This window comes from Bacteroides caecigallinarum (assembly GCF_021530995.1).
GTDB classification, from domain to species: domain Bacteria; phylum Bacteroidota; class Bacteroidia; order Bacteroidales; family Bacteroidaceae; genus Phocaeicola; species Phocaeicola faecigallinarum.
The window spans coordinates 1-23,318 of sequence record NZ_JADYTF010000055.1 but is presented as its reverse complement, the minus strand read 5'-3'; the positions used below and the strand labels follow the sequence as shown (position 1 = coordinate 23,318).

At 40.2% G+C, this 23,318-nt stretch carries 18 protein-coding genes; 6 read left to right on the top strand and 12 right to left on the bottom strand.

From position 1 onward, the window contains the following. Positions 1-150: 150 nt before the first annotated feature. Genes I6E24_RS08860 through I6E24_RS08850 form a run of 3 tightly spaced genes read left to right on the top strand, consistent with a single transcriptional unit; the run spans position 151 to position 1,810 of the window. Positions 151-756: a 50S ribosomal protein L25/general stress protein Ctc gene (locus tag I6E24_RS08860; protein ID WP_235327996.1), complete on the top strand. Its 606-nt coding sequence runs from the start codon at positions 151-153 to the stop codon at positions 754-756. Positions 757-797: 41 nt separating this feature from the next. After that, positions 798-1,361 carry an aminoacyl-tRNA hydrolase gene (gene pth, locus I6E24_RS08855; RefSeq protein ID WP_235327994.1) on the top strand — a complete coding sequence of 188 codons (564 nt, stop codon included), beginning with the start codon at positions 798-800 and terminating at the stop codon, positions 1,359-1,361. A gap of 5 nt (positions 1,362-1,366) precedes the next feature. Then, positions 1,367-1,810, top strand: a complete 444-nt coding sequence (locus I6E24_RS08850; RefSeq protein WP_235327992.1) for an RNA-binding S4 domain-containing protein — start codon at positions 1,367-1,369, stop codon at positions 1,808-1,810. 255 nt (positions 1,811-2,065) lie between these two features. Here I6E24_RS08850 and I6E24_RS08845 read toward each other — a convergent pair whose 3' ends face one another. The 4 genes from I6E24_RS08845 to I6E24_RS08830 form a co-directional block, all read right to left on the bottom strand. Continuing rightward, positions 2,066-5,428, bottom strand: coding sequence for a protein O-mannosyl-transferase family (locus I6E24_RS08845; RefSeq protein WP_235327990.1), 3,363 nt, complete (start codon positions 5,426-5,428; stop codon positions 2,066-2,068). Positions 5,429-5,608: 180 nt separating this feature from the next. Then, entirely contained in the window at positions 5,609-6,778 is a 1,170-nt protein-coding gene (locus I6E24_RS08840) for a tetratricopeptide repeat protein (RefSeq protein ID WP_235327988.1), read from the bottom strand. Positions 6,779-6,904: 126 nt separating this feature from the next. Next, positions 6,905-8,539, bottom strand: a complete 1,635-nt coding sequence (locus I6E24_RS08835) for a hypothetical protein (protein ID WP_394800385.1) — start codon at positions 8,537-8,539, stop codon at positions 6,905-6,907. A gap of 29 nt (positions 8,540-8,568) precedes the next feature. Continuing rightward, on the bottom strand, positions 8,569-9,855 hold the full coding sequence (locus tag I6E24_RS08830) for a hypothetical protein (RefSeq protein ID WP_235327998.1): 1,287 nt from the start codon (positions 9,853-9,855) through the stop codon (positions 8,569-8,571). Positions 9,856-10,025: 170 nt separating this feature from the next. Here I6E24_RS08830 and prmA point away from each other — a divergent pair, with 170 nt between their 5' ends. Next, positions 10,026-10,871 (top strand): 50S ribosomal protein L11 methyltransferase, encoded by an 846-nt coding sequence (gene prmA / locus I6E24_RS08825; RefSeq protein ID WP_235327984.1) that lies wholly within the window; start codon positions 10,026-10,028, stop codon positions 10,869-10,871. Positions 10,872-11,005: 134 nt separating this feature from the next. Here the strand turns inward: prmA and I6E24_RS08820 are convergent, their stop codons facing one another. The 4 genes from I6E24_RS08820 to I6E24_RS08805 all read right to left on the bottom strand — a co-directional run bounded on the left by I6E24_RS08820 (position 11,006) and on the right by I6E24_RS08805 (position 15,489). Continuing rightward, positions 11,006-12,346, bottom strand: a complete 1,341-nt coding sequence (locus I6E24_RS08820; RefSeq protein ID WP_235327982.1) for an MFS transporter — start codon at positions 12,344-12,346, stop codon at positions 11,006-11,008. Positions 12,347-12,384: 38 nt separating this feature from the next. Beyond that, a complete protein-coding gene (locus I6E24_RS08815) occupies positions 12,385-12,753 on the bottom strand; it encodes a YccF domain-containing protein (protein ID WP_235327980.1) in 369 nt (122 codons plus the stop codon). 40 nt (positions 12,754-12,793) lie between these two features. After that, on the bottom strand, positions 12,794-13,702 hold the full coding sequence (locus tag I6E24_RS08810; protein ID WP_235327978.1) for a glycoside hydrolase family 25 protein: 909 nt from the start codon (positions 13,700-13,702) through the stop codon (positions 12,794-12,796). A gap of 143 nt (positions 13,703-13,845) precedes the next feature. Continuing rightward, complete coding sequence (locus tag I6E24_RS08805) at positions 13,846-15,489, bottom strand: diphosphate--fructose-6-phosphate 1-phosphotransferase (RefSeq protein WP_235327976.1); 1,644 nt, start codon at positions 15,487-15,489, stop codon at positions 13,846-13,848. A gap of 298 nt (positions 15,490-15,787) precedes the next feature. Between I6E24_RS08805 and I6E24_RS08800 the strand changes: the two genes are divergently transcribed. Then, positions 15,788-16,054, top strand: coding sequence for a hypothetical protein (locus tag I6E24_RS08800; RefSeq protein WP_235327974.1), 267 nt, complete (start codon positions 15,788-15,790; stop codon positions 16,052-16,054). A gap of 17 nt (positions 16,055-16,071) precedes the next feature. Then, positions 16,072-16,626: a 1-acyl-sn-glycerol-3-phosphate acyltransferase gene (locus tag I6E24_RS08795; protein WP_235327972.1), complete on the top strand. Its 555-nt coding sequence runs from the start codon at positions 16,072-16,074 to the stop codon at positions 16,624-16,626. A gap of 73 nt (positions 16,627-16,699) precedes the next feature. Here the strand turns inward: I6E24_RS08795 and I6E24_RS08790 are convergent, their stop codons facing one another. From I6E24_RS08790 to pepT, 4 genes are all read right to left on the bottom strand, one after another. Beyond that, positions 16,700-18,205, bottom strand: coding sequence for a tetratricopeptide repeat protein (locus I6E24_RS08790; protein WP_235327970.1), 1,506 nt, complete (start codon positions 18,203-18,205; stop codon positions 16,700-16,702). A gap of 178 nt (positions 18,206-18,383) precedes the next feature. After that, the gene (locus tag I6E24_RS08785; RefSeq protein ID WP_235327968.1) at positions 18,384-20,636 is read right to left on the bottom strand and encodes a cation:proton antiporter; all 2,253 of its coding nucleotides are present in this window, start codon (positions 20,634-20,636) and stop codon (positions 18,384-18,386) included. A 117-nt stretch (positions 20,637-20,753) separates the two neighbouring features. Then, the gene (gcvT, locus tag I6E24_RS08780) at positions 20,754-21,839 is read right to left on the bottom strand and encodes a glycine cleavage system aminomethyltransferase GcvT (RefSeq protein ID WP_235327966.1); all 1,086 of its coding nucleotides are present in this window, start codon (positions 21,837-21,839) and stop codon (positions 20,754-20,756) included. Positions 21,840-21,944: 105 nt separating this feature from the next. Then, the gene (pepT, locus tag I6E24_RS08775; RefSeq protein ID WP_235327964.1) at positions 21,945-23,171 is read right to left on the bottom strand and encodes a peptidase T; all 1,227 of its coding nucleotides are present in this window, start codon (positions 23,169-23,171) and stop codon (positions 21,945-21,947) included. Positions 23,172-23,318: the final 147 nt, after the last annotated feature.

Genomic DNA, 23,318 nt, shown 5'->3' with positions numbered 1-23,318 from the left:
AAACGATACATTGTTTGGCTATTTGGGACAAAAGACATATCTTTGCACCGCTTTTTTAAATTCATCGTGTGTATACCACATCGTGTGATGGCGAATTAAGCAATTTTTTTATTCAACTTAATTTAGAGTAACACAAAAATTTTAAGAAAAATGAAATCAATTGAAATCAAAGGTTCTTTGAGAACTGAAACAGGCAAGAAAGCAACTCGCGAACTTCGTAAGTGTGACAGTGTTCCATGTGTATTGTACGGAATCAACAAAGATGAAAACGGCAATCAGGTAGCAACACACTTCACTGTAACTAACGACGGTTTACGTAATTTGGTATATACACCACATATCTACGTAGTTGACCTGAATATCGATGGTAAAGTTGTTACTGCTATCATGAAAGATATCCAGTTCCACCCTGTAACTGACAAAATCCTTCACGTAGATTTCTTGCAGATTGACGAATCTAACCCAATCGTGATGGAAGTTCCTGTTAAATTGGAAGGTCTTGCTGAAGGTGTTAAAGCCGGTGGTAAATTGGCATTGCAGGTTCGTAAACTTAAAGTTAAAGCTTTGTACAATGTAATTCCTGAAAGACTTATTGTTGACGTTACTAACTTGGGTCTTGGTAAGACTATCAAAGTTGGCGAATTGAACTACGAAGGATTGCAGATCTTGAATGCAAAAGAAGCTGTCGTATGTGCAGTTAAATTGACTCGTGCCGCTCGTGGTGCTCAGGCTGCAGCTGCTGCTAGCAAGAAATAAGTAATAGTTTAAACAACTAATACAAAACAAATCCGTATTTAATGAAATATCTGATAGTAGGATTGGGAAATATCGGTGATGAATACCGTAACACCCGTCACAATATAGGATTTATGGTATTGGACGCCCTTGCTAAGGCGTCCAATATTGTTTTTAGCGATAAGCGTTACGGAGCTGTGGCAGAAATGTCATTGAAAGGCAGACAGCTTATATTGCTTAAACCATCTACATATATGAACCTTAGTGGAAATGCTGTACGCTACTGGATGCAGCAGGAAAAAATTCCACTGGAAAACGTTCTTATAATAGTGGACGATCTGGCATTGCCGATAGGGACACTGAGATTGAAAGGTAAAGGCAGTGACGCCGGTCATAACGGACTCAAGCATATAGCCGCAACACTGGGAACACAGAATTATTCACGTCTACGTTTCGGCATAGGTAATGATTTCCCAAAAGGCGGACAGATAGATTTCGTATTGGGAGAATTTGATGATGAAGCCCAGAAAATACTTCCAGAAAGAATAGAGCTTGCAGGTGAAATAATTAAAAGCTTTTGTCTGGCCGGACTTAATATCACCATGAACCAATATAATAACAAGTAACTATTATGGCAGAAGCAAGAATTGACAAGTGGTTATGGGCAGCAAGAATATTCAAAACCAGAACCATTGCTGCCGATGCATGCAAAAAAGGAAGGATCAGCATTAACGGTGCTCAGGTTAAACCGTCAAGAATGATTAAGCCTGGCGACGTAATAAATGTCAAGAAATCCCCTATTACATATTCATTCAAGGTATTACAGGCAATAGAAAAACGTGTGGGTGCAAAGCTGGTTCCGGAAATAATGGAGAACGTTACGACACCTGAACAATACGAACTTCTTGAAATGAGTAAAATCAGCGGATTTATAGACCGTGCAAGAGGTACAGGCCGTCCTACCAAAAAAGACCGACGCAGCCTTGACGACTTCTTTACTCCGGAATATGTTGATGATTTCGATTTTGACTTCGATGATGATGATGAAGAAGAAGATGATAAAGAAAACGATTAATCGTGTTAAATAAATAAAGCCGTATCGATAATATCCATGAGCTAAGATATTAAGATACGGCTTTCTAGCGATTAAAGATATAGAATGAAAATATATGGGTGTTTTTGTGTTTCTTACGTTTGCAAATATACGGATTAAGTATAAACGACAATAAAAATAATGATGTACACAATAAATGATTATCCGACTGATTTTCAATGCGTTGATAATTTATATGATGTACATATCAGAAAACACCCTATCAATTAAGTATTATCAATTCACTGTATCAATCATTTTCCTTACAAATTCCGCATGATTATTCATACCTAACGAAGAAAATCTTTCCTCTGATATATCCAGAAGATTACTATACCTGCTATTGACCATACTGAAATCTATACTATAAAGAGTACGCAATAAATCATCTGAGTGTTCGACAAAATCTGAATCGGAAAAAGACAAAAACCAATTGGCATACTCGATACGGGTATTCATTATATCATAATAAATACTGTCATGAGAACCGGACTCAGAAAGCAAAGCCAAACGGTCGGCACAGGAATATGCATCAAGAATTACATCATTATTTGATATTTCATCAAGACACTTGGATGCAATGGCTGATGATCGAACCGTATCACCGGAGGCATTCATCCATTCGGCTGCCTCACAAATCATTCTCTGTAAAGTAATGGCCATACGCCTGTTGGTCTCATCAAAATAAACAGAATTATCAGAAAGACTTCCGTATGAATATTTGTTCATGATGTTATCATAACATCTGTCGGAATCAACAGTCTTATTAAGTTTACGTGCATTGAACGGAACTATTCTCTGAGCCATACCTTCAAGGACCAGGAAATCATCCAAATCAAGATACTCTCCTATCCGCATTGATTTCGCTACATATAGAGGGCGTTCCCAATTACAGTTGCTAATCAAATCGGCAAGTATAATACCACTTCGCGTGAGGTAAGATTTTTCTTTAAGACTTACTACCATAGTTTGCGGAATCTCAATATCTTCAGGAATATACATACCCGAACGCTTTACTGCTTCCGAGTCTATACTGAAATGTATCTCGTCAGTGGGAATACATCTCATCGATTCGTCGTCTGACGTAAGCCAGTAACGCACAATATTTTTCCATTCCCACGGGTCCTCACCAAATGGATATTGTCCTGGATTATTTTTATAGTATTCCTCTATCTGTTCTTTGATACGGACAGGATTTCCATCATCAGAATATCCGGTCACAGGATTCACACGCACTACATCATTCACTCCATCTCTGTAATATTCCCTTCCGAAAGAAACAGGCAGACCGGGTGAAGAATAAGCCGGACGACACATCTGATCCACGTACCATCCTCCGGTAAGATACATCAGATTGCATACACGTACATCTGTACGCACTCCTTCTACTTCCTGAGCATACCAGAGTGGAAAAGTTTCATTATCACCATTGACAAAAAGTATCGGACTCCCCTCTTCCTGAAGGGTATTGAGATAGTTATATCCCATATCACGGCAAAGATAGCGGTTACTTCTGTCGTGATCATCCCATGTCTGAGAGACTATAAGAAAGACAAGTCCTGTACATACAATTGCAGAAGCAGCCAAGGCAGACGAGGTATTTATCTTACTGAACATTGACTTAACGAAAGTAAAGAGAGCAGCTGCTCCCAATCCTATCCATATTGCAAAAGCATAGAACGAACCGGAATAAGCATAATCCCTTTCGCGAGGCTGAACCGGAACCTGATTGATATAGAGCACTATAGCCAGACCGGTCATAAAGAAAAGTATCATGACTACACTGAACTGACGCTTTCCGTCACTGCCTTTCCTCAACTGCCACAATATACCCATTATTCCAAATAGCAATGGTAATGCATAATATATATTTCTACCCTTGTTATTCTTCAGATGAGTTGGAAGAAACTCATTGTCAAGTACAAACAATCTGTCAATAAAATCTATCCCTGTTATCCAATTACCGTTTATTCTGTCGCCATATCCCTGCACATCATTCTGCCGGCCGACGAAGTTCCACAGAAAATATCTCCAATACATATAATTCACCTGGTAAGTGAAAAAGTACTTAATATTATCCCAGAATGTTGGAACAGTGACCGAAACATTTTCTCCACGTGACTTGTCAAAATAAGTAACCTGTTTTCCTTCCATGCCTCCTGGAATCCACGCTTTATATTGTTCCGCATGACTCTCGCTATACATCCTTGGAAAAATCATACAAGTGGCATCCTCATATTCAGGACTTATTTTACGCCCTGTGAGTACATATTTCTCATCTTTACGCGTATTGGCTGTATCGGTTGTCCAATCTTTCCTTCTATATATTTCATCAGTCTCCTTATAGTCGTACATCAGATAGCCATCCTTCTCTTTCAAAGCTCGCACAGAAGCAAAGGACTGACCGTAAAGCAAAGGAGTATCGCCATACTGTTCACGCCCAAGATAATCGCGAAGAGTAAACGGGTCTTCAGGCGACTGCTGGTCCATAGGAGTATTGTCGGACGAACGTATCAGTATAAGAGCATACGAGCTGTAGCCCACAGTAAGCATAAGCATACTGAAACTAATTACATAGGATACACGCCAAAGTTTTTCATGAGACGTTTTCTTTAATAATATCCATAAAATAGTGGCAACAACAAAAGATATGAATATAATAAGAGCGACGCCTCCCTGCATTGTTACTCCCAACATAAATATAGAAAAATAAATGAGCGTAAACACAACGCGAATATTACGCATCCTCACGCTTTCGATACACGCCATCAGGAGCAAAAAGAAAAGCAATATGGAATATATAATCATCCCAGTGTCATAGCCGGCATGAAGCTTATTGGCAAAAAACAATTCGAAAAGTCCTGCCATCTTCATTACTCCGGGCACTACACCATAAAGCACAGCAGCAATAGCAAGCATACTTACCACAAGCGTCAATAAAAATCCCCTAAAACCGGAATAATGGAACTTACGATAATATACCACCAATCCCACAGCAGGTATACACAGCAGATTGAGCAAATGTACTCCTATTGACAAGCCAATGATATAAGACATAAGTACTATCCATCTGTCGGAAGATATGTTTCCGGACTCTTCATCCCATTTGAGAATAATCCATACTGTAAGGGCTGTAAGAAATGACGAAAAAGAGTAAACCTCACCCTCTACTGCAGAAAACCAGAACGTATCGGTAAAGGCATACGTCATAGCTCCGGTAAATCCGCAAAGCATAATCAATGCTATCGAAGACAACGGATATTCACTTTTCGGTTTACCTGCACAAATCAATGAAGACGCAAAATAAGTGATAGTGAGAAACAGGAAAAATATACATCCGGCACTGAGGAGCGCATTCATAATATTTATGCAATAAGCAACATCCTGAGGCGAAGAGGCTAAAAGAGAAAACACATTTCCTGCCAACATAAAGAATGGAGCACCTGGCGGATGACCAACCTCCAGACGTGAAGCAGAAAGAATAAACTCAGGACAATCCCAAAAACTGGCAGAAGGCTCAACCGTAAGTATATATACCACGGCAGAAATAAAGAATGCAATAAATCCACAAATAAGATTCACTCGTTTGTAACTACACATAACTTACTCCGTTTTTTTCTGACAAAGTTAGTGTGATTACTAATCTGACGGGAAATAAGCATACGGACATTATGATGTCATACCATCGCATCTAAAGCTCTATAAACTAACGATTTACATTAAGCCACAAAGAAAACAGATGCAGACATCGGCATTCAGACGCTTTATTTCAACTCTTTTTCAAGCCATCTGAGGAAATATTCCTGATTTGCAACCAGGACCGATTTTCTTTTGAATTCTGAATTTGGCCTTCGTCATAGAACCTGGGGAAATCCCATAAAATACAGCCATCTGTCCGGTAGTGAATCCAAGTTTCATCAGGCAACATATCTCTCTGTCACGTTCAGTCAAATCGCATTCAGCTTCCAGACTTTCTGAAAATCCGGGATATAATGTTTCAGCAAATAAGAAAAGGCTTTTCCACTCTTCAGATGTCTTTACAGGCATGTATGTTGGTGAAGATTTCATTCTATTTATAAGCGTCACAGCACAAATATTTGTATCCGACAACAACTGCAATTCCCGCTCTTTCAGCTGTTTTTCCTGTTTACACAAATCAGCCTCACGTGTATCATAAAAATGCTTTCTGTCCATACTCTCTTTTATTGCATCTGTAAGGCATTCCTCTGCTTTACGCCTTCCCCGATAAAAGAAAACAGACAATGCCGAGAACATACCTACAATAAAAATTACGGAAGCTGTACTCACTACATTACTCATTTCTGCTTTTTCTTTTCTCAACAATGATTTCTCGTGCATAAAATCAGCCTCCAACGACATAAGTTCTTCCCTGCATTTCAAATTTCCAAGAGAATCGGACTTTACTGTATTAACAATAGAGGTAAAATCATCTTTATTAGGATTAAGCGAATACAGCCCATATTCATCTTTGAAAACGTTTTGCAAACCTTTTGCAAGAGAAAGCTGACGATACTTATTGATAAAATATAATGCAGTGTCCTTCTGATTAATCATCATATAATCCATTCCCAACCTAGCAGCAGACTCACACAAAAGCCTGTCATCTTCTATCCTTCTGGCTATATTATATCCTTCACGATGGTTCTCAACAGCTTTCTCATACATTCCATATCTGAAATGAAAATCTCCCAATCGTGTATATGCAGAAACTTTCAATACTGTGTCCTGCTTTTCCTTCAAAAGATCTATAACACTGAGATAGCATATCATAGCATTCCCGGCATCTCCATCTGCTTCATAAGCCTTGGCACGGTCAAACAAAATTGCAGCATCATATTCATTGTCCGCAGCATTTTTACCGCAATAATTGCATGAAACGACAATACAACAAAACAGGAATGAAAATATAAATGACAAAATATGTCTCATAAGATATTAAACTTAATTATACAACGCAAATGTAACATTAATATCCGCATATAACAAATCATCCGACCTGATAATAAAATCAAGCCGGATGAAACAAAAGATATTGTATATGAAAGATGAAAATGATTAAAATCTGCAACCAACGGTAAACAATACCTGATGACGGTTATGGTCTACCAACGCTGAATTATTTCTGTCAACAACAGTAACTCCATCGCCTGCAAACTTATAGTCGTCGAACATAAAGAAATCTGATTTATAAAAATCGTACTTATATGCTACATCAGCATATACCACTCTACCACTGTAACCAAATCCAAGGGTTATGGTATTACGTGCCTTTATATTATGATATTCAGGATCAGTACGTGTCTCGTCGAACCAAATATACTTGTCCTGCAAGGTTTCCACATTAGGTATGTATCTTGCAGAACCGTCCTTAAATGCAGATGTTACATAATTATATCCGGCACGGAAACTGAATGACGGAGTAAGCATGGCTTCCATACCAAGTTTCAAAGTATGCACACCTTTAAGATATTTATCGGTGGCTACATTTGAACTGGAAAGGTCGTAACCATTATAATCCTTATAACTGATATAAGAATAATCAGAGTACTCATACTCAGCTCCTACGGCCAGTACGCCACTGAATGTAGTACCCATATTCACATTAAATTTCCACGGAGTACGCATACGATAATCCCAAACATAATCCGGATTCAGATACTGTGAAAGGTTTTCCGTATAAGGCTCTGGCATAGCAAGCACATCTGTGTCAAGCGTTGCTGTATATCTGTCAGTCAACATATACCAAACAGGAGTATGTATGGCAAAACCTACTCGGAATGGAGAATATTCGAACGGACGCGCTATAAATCCGAATTTCAAATCATATCCTGTTCCGTTGGTACTGAACCAATTATTCAAAGTAAAATTACCATTATCCGCTCCATTATCGTCAAGTAAGGTTTCAGAGTATGAGGAATAACGATTATAATTAACATCATATACTCCAAGCGTAACCCCAAAATAGTAACGGTCCTTAACATTGAAAGACATATTGAAGTCGTATTGGTTTATACCACCTTCTTCACGACTATAGTACTCACCCATATCACCGTTCCAACCTAACATATTAAATCCATCTTTGTCGGTAAAGCCATCAACAAGTCCAGTCCTAGCTCCCATCATTCCAAGGAACGGTGTTCCATAAAAATACTCAGAAGTATATGGATTTTCAGCATCGAGAACATCATCGTAACTTTCCTGCGAACCATATCCTGCCCCCAACATCATGTCTGCCATCTGCCAGCTAAGTGAAGATCCATTCAAAGCACCCTTAGAAGAAAACTGTCTGTTAAAGTTTGCGGCCTTATGATAGTTGAATCCAAAATTAAGATATCTCAAATTAGTTTTATTTCCTATCTTATTTGAATAAACAAAACCAACCTGGTCATAAGACGCTTTAGTACGGCTGTCACTGACTTTTGTCCCATTGAATGTACTGCTTGTCATATTCTTGTTGAAACCGAATGAAGTCGAAACATTATGGCTTCTAAACAATGCTATACCTGCAGGATTTATTCCTATGACAGAAATATCAGCTCCCAAAGCTCCCATAGCACCACCCATACCTACAAAACGAGCCGTTCCGTTTAGTTCTGTATTAGCTATACGTGCTGCATCATATTGTGTTTGTGCAAACAATGCCGATACGGACATTGTCAATACAACGAAAATATTAATTCTTTTCATTATTCTATAATTTATAAAGAACAACTTTTACATTATCTACGACGGCTGCTGCCTCCACTTGAACGCGTTACAGAACCTCCAGATGACCTGCTGTAACTACTACTGCTTCTGTTGAAACTACTACCTGAAGTACTTGTATTTGAACGCTGATAAGTACTTCTTGTATTGCTATTATTATAATAGTTTGAGCTGCGACGAGTACTGCTAGGACGATTATAATTAGAACCTGTTCTGTCTACATTGGTTGTACTACGACGTGTATATGTTCCTGTACTTGGACGTGTATAAGTATTACCGGAATTTACACGTGTACCGGTACCTGTTCCAGTTGTAACTCCCTGATTTCTTATAGCCGTTCTACCTGGTCTCACAGACTGAGTGGCATCACCTCTGGTACTACTTCCTGTCACTACTCGACCTATAGACGAACGTTTAGCAGCCGTATTAGCTCTGTTAGTAGCAATTGCAGACGATGATTGTGTTCGTCTGGTATATGATGTACCCGTACCGGAAATTGAGTTGCCTCTATTATACGATTGATATCTTCCAGCTCTGTAATCGGTATGACCAGAACGATACCATCCGCTGTTCCATCCATAATAAGGATAGTGATGATGCCATCCAGGTCCCCAGTAGCCACCCCAGTAACCTCCCCAGTAGCCACCCCAATAGCCGGCATACCATGGAGAATACCATCCACCATAATACCATGGCGAGTACCAAGGAGAATGCCATCCCCATCCAAAGCCCCATCCCGGACCATAGAAACCGTACGACCATCTCCAGTCCCACCACAAACGGTTGGTATATGTTGGGAAAATATAAGCATACATACCATCGTCATAAACATTCCAATCCCATGACGGAAATGCTCCATAGACTACATCCCAATAAAGAGGACTGCTTATAGGTATAGCATATCTCGGGTTGCGGAAACGAATCAATCGCATTGCGTATTCATAATCCATATCCGAACCTTGGAATCCGTTTACCCATTCGCCACGCTCACCGTATGGCTTTTCTTCGATATATAGTGTATCATTCTCGTATGTGAATGTATTGTCACGTGACGTATAGCGACGGTTATACTCATCAACATCCCGCACATTTCCCTTCACATCTTTTACAACTATAGCCGTATTCGACGGCAATTCGTTAACCGTCTTATTTGAGACTTCCTTAGGTACCACTCCAACCTTCTGACTAGCCTCTGTCTTTTTTTCCTTTTTCGGAATAAAATAAAGGTCGTCAGTACTCTGCGCCATAGCCAACCACGGCAGGAAAGCAAACAGCATGGAAGCCAGTACTTTTCTTCTCATCTTCATATCTTTAAGTTTTATAGTTTAATAGTTAATAACATCATACTTTTATTCACGTACAAATATAACATGATAATATCACACCTGATATAGAAATTCCCTAATATATCATAGGGATTTCCCTATTTTAAGTATCTTTGCGCTATAAATAAAACAAAAAATTTCCATTTATGAAATACTTTGAAGTTACATTTTCCGTAAATCCATGTAATGAAACTGCTACAGACATTCTGTCGGCACTCATAGCAGAAACAGGTTTTGAAAGTTTTGTAGAATGCGAAGGTGGTATGCAGGCATACGTACAGCAATCACTTTTTGATGAAAATGCCTTGAAAAATATAATCGCAGAATTTCCTATCCCTGAAACAGAAATAACTTATACCATAACAGAACCGGAAGACAAGGATTGGAATGAAGAATGGGAAAAGAATTTCTTCCAACCGATAGTAATAGAAGACAGATGTGTGATACACAGCACTTTCCATAAAGATTACCCTAAAGCAGAATATGATATTGTAATTAATCCGCAAATGGCTTTCGGAACAGGACATCACGAAACAACAAGTTCTATACTTGGCGAACTGCTTGATGCTGACCTGAAAGGAAAATCTGTGCTCGACATGGGATGTGGAACTTCTATCCTGTCAATTCTGGCCAGCATGAGAGGTGCAGACCCTGTTACAGCAATCGACATCGACGACTGGTGTGTAAACAATTCGCGCGACAATATAGCACTAAACAACATCAATAATATAACAGTTGAACTAGGTGACGCATCATTACTTGAAGGCCGCAAGCCATTTGATGTTATCATAGCAAATATCAACAGAAATATTCTCCTTAACGATATGGCCGCTTATACTGCATGTATGCACAAAGGTTCCGAAATATATATGAGTGGATTCTATGTTCAGGACATTGATGCCATCCGTAGCAAAGGCGAAAGCCTGGGACTCAGATTCGTACATTATCGCGAAAAAAATAATTGGGCTGCAGTGAAGCTCATAATGGAATGACACGAGTTTAGAAGATGAGATGAAAAGTATTTGAGAATATAATTACAAACCGTTTGTACAAAAAAGGCGCATAATGAATCGGTTAAAACAAAACCATTTTCATTATGCGTCTTTTATGTTTTTATATCAATGTATCATTTGGCATTCTTAGTTGCCTTGGCATATATAATAAGTGCAATAGCCGAAATAGCACCGATACCGGTAAACCAGTACCAGATGTAATGTGCATTTACAGCATCGGCTTTCCATGCTTCTACAGAATCATACAGAGCCGGATCAGGACAGTATGCTGTAAGAAGAATTCCGGACAAACCGAAACCTATTACTGAGGCAAGGAATGAATGAAGGTGGCTGAATCCCAAATAGAGTCCCTCCTCGCCTTTTGGGGCCTGCAATGAGAAGAATTCCATATATCGTGGAGTTATAAAACACTCTGCAAGTGCCTGAACTGCTATACCGGCAATCATCATCACAGTGATAGGATGCATACCGAAAATATCTCCCTCAAACATATTTCCCGTAGCCATAATCAGTGCGGAAAGAGGAATAAGGAACATTCCTACAGTCATAGAAGTCAAAGCCTTGCGCTTTGCCATAAGCTGAGTAATGATGTTCACGAATATTACCACAACGAAAGGATTTACATTGGCTATCCATCCCGGTCTTGCAGTCTCGCCAGCCATACGTATAACGTATTTAGGCATTGTAGCATACATCTGATGCTGAATCATCCAGAAACCAGTCACAATCAGTATAAGGAGTAGCAGACGACCATTGGTGAACACCTTGCCAAGTCCGCGAAACACTTCGGCCATACTCTTTCCTTCGCCTGAGGTATTGGCAGAATGGAAAAAGAAGAATATTGTCAGCAGAGCTATGAAACACAATGTGGCGGAGAAGAAATTAATATATACGTATGCCTCATCACCCACTACTGAACGCATGGGATCAACAAAACATTTGCCTGTAAATGCTCCGATATTTACCATCATATAGAAAATGGAATATCCGCGTGCACGTGTTTCCGAAGTTGTTTCTCTTGCCACAGATGCAGAGATAATAGATTTGATAAAAGAACCTCCTATCACGAGTATCACCATTACCGGAACAATAAGCAGGCGCAGACTACTGGTTTCAAGACCGGTGAAATGTGTTTTTTCGCCATACTCTACCAATCCTGCAGATTCCAGCATCACAGGAAGCATACCTAGTCCCAGATAACCAATGGTGAGCAGGGTGAAAGCTATCAGAATGGCTTTGCGGTAGCCAATCTTGTCGGCAAAAGCTCCGGTAAACATAGGCAGGAAATAAAGTCCTCCGGAGAAAAGACCTGAAATAAGACTCGCTTCTATATCGTTGAAGCCTAATGTGTTTGAGAGATAAAGTGTAATTACGATAAAGATGGCATAATAGGCCATACGTTCAAAAAGTTCCGACAAGTTTGCTGTCCAGAACGCACGAGAGAATTTTGTCATCAATTAAAAATGTATTAAGGGTTAAAAAATAAATAGTCTCACGATATGGTTTTACCAAAAGGAGTAAGAGCAAGTCCTGCCAACTTAAAGTGCTGCATACCGAATGGTATTCCTATTACTGTGATACACAACAATGCACCGAAAAGCAGATGTGTCAGCGCAATCCATATTCCGCCCAACAGAATCCACAGCAAGTTCATGAATACACTCAGACATCCTCCATCTGACGGAGTGCTCTGGACCTTCACGCCAAAAGGAAAAAGTGCAAGCATTGCAAGTTTAAGTGTCTGAAGTCCGAACGGTATTCCTATGATGGTTATCATAAGAAGAAAGCTGGACACTACATATTCCAGACATACGAATAATCCGCCGAAGATTATCCAAAGAATATTCATCAGAATGTTCATAATAATGAAGATTTATGCGTTAATGATAAGTTTATTATAATCAGTCTTTTATAGTCATTTCAAGCAATTCGCTCATCGAGCCGTTGAATACATTCAGGTCTACCTGCTCATTTATTCCCGGCATTGTTCCTACGTCTGTATGTTGCCAGAATTTCCATTCGCCTTCATATCTGACTGAATCTACATAATAATGCGCAATCCAATATGGATACGTATTGAAAACAGAATCAGACAGATATTTGTTTTTGAATTTATACGATGTATATAATATCGGTTTGACTTTATAATGCTTTTCTATTCTGTTCAGCCATATCAGCAGATCCTTTTTCAGTTTCGCCACGTCCTTAGGCTTCTTCTCGATATCGAGCACAGGCGGCAAGTCGCCGGCCTTCAGTCTGACGTTGTCGATAAAAAAGTTGGCTTGTTTTACAGGGTCTGTATTAGGATTATAGAAATGATATGCTCCACGTATGAAATGGGTACTGTCAGCCTCCGCAAAATTATAATCGAAAGCCCTGTCCTTAAAGTCTCCCCCCTCGGTAGCTTTAATAAACACAAAACGTACCGGGAACTGCGCATATTGCACTGTTTTCAAAGCCTTCCAGTCTATTTCATCCTGATGATGTGAAACGTCTATTCCATGTACAGAATATCCATAGGGCAGACATACACCGTATGCCTTCATGCCGTAACACGGCTTCCATCTGTATGAATATGGACGGATAAAGAAATAATAAAACCCAACCACAAAGATCAATGCACCGACTGCCATCAACACGTAATGTGCAGTGTCCGACAATTTACTGGACTGTGTTTGTTTCTTTGGAGTGGAAGATTTTGTCCTAACCTGTTTACGTACACCAGCTTTCGCTGTCTGCGGCTGTCTTCGTCTCACGGCAGGCTTCTTTGCAGCCTTCTTCTCCACAGAAACATTCGGTTCTTTAGTCATGGTTTTAATATTATATTATAAAATCAAACAGAGAATTACAAGTACATTCACTATAGTAAAAGAATCACCACAGGAGCATACATACTCTGTAGCTTGGCTGTGGTGATTCCTGGCAATTATTTATTATCAGTCATTAACCGATATTATTTAGCCTGTTCCAACTGAAGAGTCTTAGTTGGCTGGTCGCAAACTTCTGTAGGACCGAAGTACTGGATAGGACCAGGATAAACGTATGCAGTTTCCTTAGCCCAAGCTTCACGCTGTGCAGCGAATGCTTTGAAAGGAGCACCGTCAAGTCTTACAAGAGCCTTCTGTATAACAGGTTTCATTTCGCCGTGACGACGTTCCATGTTCATCATCATTGTGATAGGCACACCACCAGCAATCCATTCAGCAGCAGGAGCAGTAGTATTACGTACTGATGACATATAACCAGTCTTACCGCTTGCGATAAGCAATGAAGCAGTGTAACCAAGTGAGTAGCAGTAGTCTGCATCGAAGTTAGATGGAGCAGCGCAACGTCCTTCGTAACCGAAGAAGTGGTGCTGTGCAGAGAACTTACCTGCGAACTTGCCTTCAGCCTTCCATGCAGCAAGTTTCTTGCCTACCATTTCAGAAAGGAGTTTTTCAGTTTCGATAAGTGATACCTGTACGTTTCCGTGTGGGTCGCGGTCGAGTGACAACTGACGAGCAACACCTTCTGGAAGAGAAGCATAAATAGCAGCGTTTTCAGCAGAAAGCTTGCTGATGATATATTCACGCTGTTTGTTAGGTTCAATTTTGTTGAATTCTTCACCGTTAGCTGCAAGGAAGTCGTTAAGTTCAGCGATAAGAGCCTTCATGGCAGGGATGAACTCGATAAGACCTTCCGGGATAAGAACGATACCGAAGTTGTTTCCTTCAGCAGCACGGTTTGCAACAGCCTGAGCGATAGAAGTAACTACATCGTCAAGTGACATGTTCTTAGCCTCAACTTCCTCAGAGATGATACATACGTTAGGCTGAGTCTGAAGTGCACATTCAAGGGCGATGTGAGAAGCAGAACGTCCCATCAATTTGATGAAGTGCCAGTACTTGCGAGCTGAGTTACAGTCACGTTCGATGTTACCGATAACTTCAGAGTAAGTCTTACATGCAGTATCGAAACCGAATGAAGTTTCAATCATTTCGTTCTTCAAGTCACCGTCGATAGTCTTAGGACAACCGATTACCTGTACGCCATAGTTCTTTGCAGCATAGTATTCAGCCAAAACGCAAGCGTTAGTGTTAGAGTCGTCACCACCGATGATAACCAAAGCCTTGATGCCAAGTTCTTTCAGGATTTCGTAACCTTTTTCGAACTGTTCTTCTTTTTCAAGTTTTGTACGACCTGAACCGATGATATCGAAACCACCTGTGTTACGGTATTCGTCGATGATATCAGCAGTAAGTTCTTTATAGTTGTGGTCTACCAAACCGCCAGGACCAAGGATAAATCCGTAAAGTTTGTTGTTAGGATTAAGTTTCTTGATACCGTCGAAAAGACCAGAGATAACGTTGTGTCCACCAGGAGCCTGTCCACCAGACAAGATAACACCGACATTCATTTCTGCAGTGTTCTGAGCCTGTCCTTCTACGAACTGGATCAAAGGCATTCCGTAAGTGTTAGGGAACAATTTTTTGATAGCTTCCTGATCGGCTACAGACTGAGTAGCTTCACCTTCTTTTACTGCAACCGCACCTGTCAGGGCTTTTGGCAATTTTGGCTGATAAGCAGCTCTTGCAATTTGTAATGCACTTTTTGTCATAATTTCAAAATTTATTTATATAAGGTGTATGTTATTTTAATCCTCTATAAGTTTTAAAAAACGCTTTGTCGTTTTAATCAAAACGTCCTGTTGTTTTAGTCAAAATGTGCCGGCGTTTTATTTTATATGCTTTTTCAACGTTCTGTGCAAATTTCGCCTTTTTTTCGGAAATACGAAAATGACGGATAAAAAAAATACACCATAGGAATAATATTTGACAAAAAGAGGTAGATATTCCAACAAAAACATTATCTTTACGACAAAATATTTTTTATTAATCAATTAAAATCATAGAATTATGGCTAGTAGAAGAGACTTGAAAAAACATGTGAACTATATTTCTGAAGTAACTGTTGGTATGTGTATTATAGAAGGCATGAACGCCGAAGGTGAAAGACGCGAAGCTATCGCAAACCTTGTAGAAAAGACACTAAACCTCCGTTCAGATATAATAAGCCGAATCAGCCATACTGAACCTAGAAATGTAAAAGGTTTCTATAAAAAGCTGAAATCAGATTTCAATACGCAGATTGAAGAAGTGTTCAACAAACTGAACGAAAAATAATCCACTGACAGGAGGAAATGAAGAAAGCGCTTTTCAGTTTTATTTACTTCAAGCTATTGGGATGGAAAGCTGAAGTCAGTGTTCCGGACTACGACAAATGTATAATATGTGCTGCCCCACACACCACCAACTGGGATTTAATTATAGGAAAACTGTTTATTGGAGCCATAGGCCGTGAATCAGGGTTTCTTATGAAAAAAGACTGGTTCTTCTTCCCGCTGGGATACCTGTTCAGATGGATGGGCGGAATACCGGTTGACAGAAGCAAACGTACTTCATTGGTGGAGCAGACAGTGGAGCTGATAAAGAAAAGTCCGAAATTCCATTTGGCAATAACTCCGGAAGGTACACGTTCAGCAAACCCTAACTGGAAAAAAGGTTTTTATTTCATTGCAAGCGGCGCAAATATACCTATCGTACTTATAGGTATAGATTATCATAAAAAATGTATTTATGCCAACAAGGCTGTCATGCCTACAGGTGATATAGACAAGGACATGCGCGAAATAAAACTCTACTTCAAGGATTTCAAGGGAAAACATCCTGAGAAGTTCGATATAGGAGAGGTGTAAAAACAATAAAACGGCTGTAAATCAAATAATTTACAGCCGTTTTATTGTTTTTACACAAACTTTGGCAAATATACTAGAAATCTATAATAAACTCATCGAAGCTAGTATTCTCTATTCCTATTTTCTCTTTCAGCCTCATCTTGCGTCGGGATATGCTGGCCTTTGCAATATGGTATATCTCTGAAAGCATGGACATAGATAGTTCCATCTTTACCAGACAGCAGAAACGTATGTCATCATCAGTAAGCTGGGGACAGAGTTTCTTCAGTCTCTCTGTAAACATATCAAAGCAGGCATCAGTATTGCCTGTTATAATCTTCCAATCCTCATCAGTCAGATGAAGTGCACCCTGAGCATTCTGTCGCCTCATTATCACCGGAAGAGTAATATTGTTGAGCTGTTTGTAATAATCAATATTTTTATTCAGTTTCTCTATTTCTTTCTGTCTCAGTTCCTCCTGCTTACGGGCAAGCGATATTTCCATATCTCTACACTTCAATGTTTCTTCCATTTTCAGACATGTCTCCTCTCTCAGACGCTCTGTAAGCTTACGTTTGTTTGAACGGTAATGATGGAGCAACACGGTTAGAAACATTATAAGAAGTAATGCTGCAAGTACAAAGTTGGAAAACATCAACTGGCTTGATGCTGCCTGCATTTCTGCCTTATTCGCACGGTTTTTCTGGATGTTATATTCATGTATGCCATGCATCTTTTCCAAAAATTCATCACGCCTGTCCTCTATCAGGGAATCAAGAGTCATAGTGTATTTTTTAAGAAATTCATAAGCTTGCGGAATATTTCCAAGACTGTCGTACATCTCAGACATAGCCCTATACGACTTCATGCGTGCAGTCATATCCACACTATACATATTTGGTATTATATAATGTACTGCAGAATCAGGACTACCGTTCAAAGTGTATGCCAGTCCCTTAAACATGAGCAGCTCGCTCCTCAACTGGGGAACAGGTCCCAATTCCAGACCTTTATCGGCAAAATACACAACACTGTCTGAATTACCCGAAGCCATATATGCCTCCGACAAATGTTTATATATATCCGACTTAGTATTGTCGTTTCTGTCATGCAAATAGGCCAATGATTCCCTTAATGTGGAATATACCATAGGCATGTCTTTTTTATTCAGATAATACAAAGCCTTTTCATGTAGGAATTCTATGTTTGCCGACGAATCGTGCAGGGACTTCAACAAGCATTCTGCAGAATTTATGTATGACTTTTCCATGTCGTGCCTCATCTTGAAACGGTATATTTTCGCCAGTTCCAGATTGACCTTAAAATGAAGCATACTGTCCGAACCGGCATACTCACCCGCCATGACATAGCTGTCTATCGCCCTTAGAAGATAAAAATTCTTATGCTGAATTCTGGCCTGATAAAAATAAGCAGTAGCAAGACATGAATCCATCTCCTCGCGCGAAAACACCTTGACCGAGAAATTCAATATAGAATCATTCTTTGGGAAACTGTCTTTATCGCACATGTCTTTCACCATTGACAAAACATTTACCGCACGTTTCACATCGGCATCATCACGACCCGAACAGGAAGACATGATAAAAACAAAAAGGGAAGAATATATCAGATATCTGAAAAAACTGTATAATGACATAAAATCAGGATAAGGTTAATTTTATTACGAAGATACAAAACTGTATTAATATCTAAATAATATACAGTATTTTCAGACATCTTTTTTGGGTCTTTTAAGTGTTATATACAGGAATAAACTATCAATCCTCGAATAATGAATCGAGAGCGGACTCCTCTCCCACTACCCATACTATGTCACCCTCCTGCAATTCTGCATCAACATCAGGCTGACGCAACGACATATCGTCGGAAGACTCAACTCCTACCACAAGACAGTGATACTTGTTTCTTATTCCACTCTCACGTATAGTCTTACCTACAAATTTTGAATTTCCTGTAACAACAAACTGTTTGAGAAGCATCTCTTTCTTTTCAAAGTCATCATCCACACAGCCTTCAGAGATAGCTTCCGCATGTTCGGCGAATGCCGACAACTGCGAGTCGGAACCTATAACTTGGATAGTGTCACCGGGGAAAATCCTTGTCTGCCCGCCCGGAATATTGATTCTGTGTGTACCACGTATGATTGATGCCACATGAACTCCAAACCTTTTTCCCAGGTTCAGTTCCATCAGCGTCAGACCTGCCCACAACGAATCTGCCGAAATCTTTATGTCTGTCAGGTGTATATCCCTGTCAAGCAATCGTCCTGCGTACTCCGGTTTCTTGCTTCCCCTATAAACCATAAACATATCCTTCGACCTCATATTCTGGACGAAAGTCCTCTCCATCAGAATTGACTGTTTCTTCAGGAAACGGGAGAATATCATGGTAAGCACAACTACAATTGCCACTCCGACAACTATAGCCACGGAAGCCTGGAATATATGGTTAATCACATAAATCACGAATATCACACCTATCACTATTCTGAGTATCACCACAGATATCAGAGGAGCATGATTGAACCTGCTGTCTTTCCACAAAGCCTTGAACTCGATGGAGTGGTTCTTCTTCATAATCATGGCACGCAGGAAAGGCGATATAAGAATTATCGTTATGACCGCGCCTGCCCAACGTCCCCATTTGTCTCCCATAGTTTCAACAAGCAAAGGAAGAATAAAGCTGAAAGATATAAAAATGGCCGCAATAGTCAGTACAGAATATATCACAGTAATCCTGATTATGGCATAAATCAACGATTTCCAGTTACTCTGATAATTGGCCGGCTGGGTGGAGCCCGAGTATCTTTCTATCATGTTTCTCCATTTAGGAGGCATACGTTTATCTACAAAGTTATATGCCGGAACAGAAAGACGGATCATATAAGGTGTAAGGAACGTGGTTATTACAGACACCGCAACGACTATCGGATACAGAAAATCGCTGGTCACGTTCAGACTTACACCAAGCGACGCTATGATAAACGCGAACTCACCTATCTGTGTCAAACTGAAACCACACTGCATGGATGTCTTGAGCGACTGTCCGGAAAGCAGTACACCTGCTGTGCCGAATATGGTCTGTCCTAGAAGGATTGCAACTATTATGGCTACAATAGGCCATATATACTCAACTATCAGATTAGGATCGACCATCATACCCACAGACACGAAGAATATGGCACCGAACAAGTCCTTTACAGGGGCTACCAGCTTTTCAATACGCTCCGAATCAAGTGTCTCGGCAAGTATGGAACCCATAATGAAAGCTCCGAATGCCGGAGAGAATCCCACCTTGGCAGCCAGGACCACCATTCCGAAACACATGCCCAAGGAGAATATCAGAAGTGTCTCGTCACTCATCAGCTTACGTGAGCGCTTGAGGAATGTAGGAATGAGATACATGCCGACCACGAACCACAAGATAAGGAAGAACACCAGTTTCAGGATACTACCTACCATCTCCATTCCTTCGAAATTCTTGCTCACAGCCATTGTGGAAAGCATAACCATAAGTACGATGGCAAGAATATCTTCAATAATAAGAATACTCAACACAAGTCCTGTGAATTTCTGCTGCCTGATGCCCAAATCATCAAATGCTTTATATATAATGGTGGTAGATGACATGGCAAGCATACCTCCCAGATAGATACAGTCCATCTGTTTCCACCCGAAGGTCCATCCTACGAATATTCCCACCGCTATCATACACAGAATAATGGTGCATGCCGAAATCACCGCCGAACCTCCGACTTTCATCAGTTTCTTAAAACTGAAATCAAGACCAAGAGCAAACAAAAGGAATATCACACCTATATCCGACCAGGTTTTTATACTGTCGGCATCAGTTACTGAAGGAGTAAAAGTGAAATGCGGACTGGCCAGAAATCCGGCAACTATATACCCCAACACCAATGGCTGTTTCAGTTTTTTGAACACAAGTGTCATTATACCGGCACATATCAATATCAGGGCCAAATCGCTTATTAAAGGAGCCAAATGAGACATAATCGTTATAAATAGTTATTACAACCGCAAAATTACTAAATAAAATAATAGCAAAAGCGGAAGTCTATGTAAAATATCACATAAACTTCCGCTTTATAATATCAAAAAGACAATATTTTATTTTCTGAAAGGCGGTTTTACCACTATGGCTTTAAGTTTTCTGCCACGATTGTCCAGACATATTTCCGTTCCAGGCTTGGAGAATTCAGTCTTGACATATCCCATACCTATACCGATCTTGCGTGTGGGCGACATTGTTCCCGATGTAACATTACCGATAACGTTTCCATCCAAATCGGTAAGAGGATAGCCGTGTCTAGGTATACCTCTGTCTATCATCTCAAAACCTACAAGCTTACGTGCAACGCCTTCAGCCTTTTGTTTTTCCAGAGCAGCACGGTTTGTAAAGTTCTTGCCATCAACAAACTTTGTTATCCATCCCAGTCCCGCTTCTATAGGCGAAGTGGTATCGTCAATATCGTTGCCATACAGGCAGAATCCCATCTCAAGTCGCAATGTATCACGGGCTCCCAGTCCTATAGGTTTGATGCCGAACTCCTCACCAGCCTCGAACACATCATTCCAGATTTTTTCTGCATCCTGCGGGTAGAAATACAGTTCGAAACCTCCCGCACCGGTATATCCCGTGTTGGATATAATGACGTTCTTCACACCGGCAAGTTCGCCGACCTTAAAAGTATAATAAGGAATATCGGCCAGAACAACATCCGTAAGTTTCTGCAATGTATCAATGGCTTTAGGTCCCTGTATGGCGAGCTGCCCGATATTGTCGGACGAATTTTCCAGTTCAGCACCGACAGTGTTATGCGAAACGCACCAGTTCCAGTCCTTTTCTATATTGGCAGCATTCACCACAAGCATATATTTGTCAGGTTCGTAGGCATAAACCAGAAGGTCGTCTACTATTCCGCCGTCTTCATTTGGGAAACATGTATACTGAATTTTTCCAGGAGTAAGTACCGCAGCATTATTCGAAGTTACCTGCTGAATGAATTCAAGCGCAGACGGTCCCTTTACCCAGAACTCACCCATGTGCGAAACATCGAAAACTCCCACACTCTGACACACTGTGAGATGTTCTTCAATAATTCCGGAATATTCAATAGGCATATTGTAACCTGCGAATTCATGCATCTTAGCTCCAAGCGCTATATGCTTCTCTGTGAATGGAGTAGTTTTCATAAGTATTAAAGTATTAAATTTATAGTTTGGGTATCTTGATTTCTGTAAGGTTATAAAGATAAACAGACAAGGCCCACTAGTTCAGTGAGACCTTGTCAGTTATAATCAATATCTGTTTGCTGTCAGCTCAGCAATTTTCACTATTACTTTTACAGCCTTTTCTATAGACTGCACAGGGACGAATTCGTATCTTCCGTGGAAATTCAATCCTCCTGCAAAGATATTAGGACAAGGCAGTCCCTTGAACGACAACTGCGCACCGTCAGTACCTCCGCGTATAGCCTTAACCTTAGGCTCTACCCCGGCTTCTTTCATCGCACCGAATGCAATGTCAATGATGTGCATCAGCGGCTCTACTTCCTGACGCATGTTGTAATACTGGTCTTTAAGTTCTACAGCTACGATATTACAGCCATATTTTGCATTCATCTTGCTTGCGCAATCGGCTACAAAAGCCTTTCTGCTTTCAAATTTTCCTCTGTCATGGTCGCGGATGATATACGTTAGTTCCGATTGTTCTACCTCGCCCTTCATGCCTACCAGATGGTAGAAACCTTCGTAACCCTCGGTAGTGGCAGGAGTCTCATTAGCCGGCAACATAGACATAAACTCATTTGCCACAAGCATTGAGTTTATCATCTTGTTTTTTGCATATCCTGGATGAACATTTCTTCCTTTTATCACAATTTTTGCGGCAGCAGCATTGAAATTCTCGAATTCAAGTTCGCCCACTTCGCCACCGTCCATTGTATAAGCCCATTTTGCACCGAATTTCTCCACATCAAATTTATGTGCTCCCAAACCGATTTCCTCATCAGGATTGAAACCGATTCTGATTTTTCCATGCTTGATTTCCGGATGCTCTTTCAGATAAGCCATAGCGGATATTATCTCTGCAATACCAGCCTTGTCGTCAGCACCTAGTAGAGTATGTCCGTCGGTCACAATAAGGTCTTCACCCTTGTGGTCAAGAAGTTCAGGGAACTGCGAAGGAGAAAGAATGATATTATCCTTATTGCATAGAACTATGTCAGTTCCGTCATACTTCTCGACGATACGAGGTTTTACGTTAGCACCGCTCATATCAGGACTTGTATCCATGTGTGCTATGAACCCCACAACCGGTATCGGTCTGTCTACATTTGCAGGAAGAGTGGCAAAAAGATAACCGTTTTCATCAAGAGTTATCTCTTCAAGCCCAAGTTCCTGAAGTTCCTGCTGCAAGTATTTTGCAAAAACCATCTGCTTTGCCGTACTTGGAGTAACGCCTGTATTTTCGTCAGACTGTGTATCAAAAGTCACATACTTTAAAAATCTGTCTATTACTGTCATGTTTTTTATATGTTAAATTGTTGATTGATGTAAAGTTAAAAAAATGGTTTATAATAACAAAACTACATGTTCATTTTTTGGTTATTTTCATACTAGGAAACTCATTTAAAAAGAAATACATCATAAAAACCAAAAAGTATTATCAAG

Excerpts from the sequence above, each read along its gene's own strand:
- I6E24_RS08860 (WP_235327996.1), top strand. The coding sequence starts at position 151 with ATGAAATCAATTGAAATCAAAGGTTCTTTGAGAACTGAAACAGGCAAG.
- pth (WP_235327994.1), top strand. The coding sequence starts at position 798 with ATGAAATATCTGATAGTAGGATTGGGAAATATCGGTGATGAATACCGT.
- I6E24_RS08850 (WP_235327992.1), top strand. The coding sequence starts at position 1,367 with ATGGCAGAAGCAAGAATTGACAAGTGGTTATGGGCAGCAAGAATATTC.
- I6E24_RS08845 (WP_235327990.1), bottom strand. The coding sequence starts at position 5,428 with ATGTGTAGTTACAAACGAGTGAATCTTATTTGTGGATTTATTGCATTC.
- I6E24_RS08840 (WP_235327988.1), bottom strand. The coding sequence starts at position 6,778 with ATGAGACATATTTTGTCATTTATATTTTCATTCCTGTTTTGTTGTATT.
- I6E24_RS08830 (WP_235327998.1), bottom strand. The coding sequence starts at position 9,855 with ATGAGAAGAAAAGTACTGGCTTCCATGCTGTTTGCTTTCCTGCCGTGG.
- prmA (WP_235327984.1), top strand. The coding sequence starts at position 10,026 with ATGAAATACTTTGAAGTTACATTTTCCGTAAATCCATGTAATGAAACT.
- I6E24_RS08820 (WP_235327982.1), bottom strand. The coding sequence starts at position 12,346 with ATGACAAAATTCTCTCGTGCGTTCTGGACAGCAAACTTGTCGGAACTT.
- I6E24_RS08815 (WP_235327980.1), bottom strand. The coding sequence starts at position 12,753 with ATGAACATTCTGATGAATATTCTTTGGATAATCTTCGGCGGATTATTC.
- I6E24_RS08810 (WP_235327978.1), bottom strand. The coding sequence starts at position 13,702 with ATGACTAAAGAACCGAATGTTTCTGTGGAGAAGAAGGCTGCAAAGAAG.
- I6E24_RS08805 (WP_235327976.1), bottom strand. The coding sequence starts at position 15,489 with ATGACAAAAAGTGCATTACAAATTGCAAGAGCTGCTTATCAGCCAAAA.
- I6E24_RS08800 (WP_235327974.1), top strand. The coding sequence starts at position 15,788 with ATGGCTAGTAGAAGAGACTTGAAAAAACATGTGAACTATATTTCTGAA.
- I6E24_RS08795 (WP_235327972.1), top strand. The coding sequence starts at position 16,072 with ATGAAGAAAGCGCTTTTCAGTTTTATTTACTTCAAGCTATTGGGATGG.
- I6E24_RS08790 (WP_235327970.1), bottom strand. The coding sequence starts at position 18,205 with ATGTCTTCCTGTTCGGGTCGTGATGATGCCGATGTGAAACGTGCGGTA.
- I6E24_RS08785 (WP_235327968.1), bottom strand. The coding sequence starts at position 20,636 with ATGTCTCATTTGGCTCCTTTAATAAGCGATTTGGCCCTGATATTGATA.
- gcvT (WP_235327966.1), bottom strand. The coding sequence starts at position 21,839 with ATGAAAACTACTCCATTCACAGAGAAGCATATAGCGCTTGGAGCTAAG.
- pepT (WP_235327964.1), bottom strand. The coding sequence starts at position 23,171 with ATGACAGTAATAGACAGATTTTTAAAGTATGTGACTTTTGATACACAG.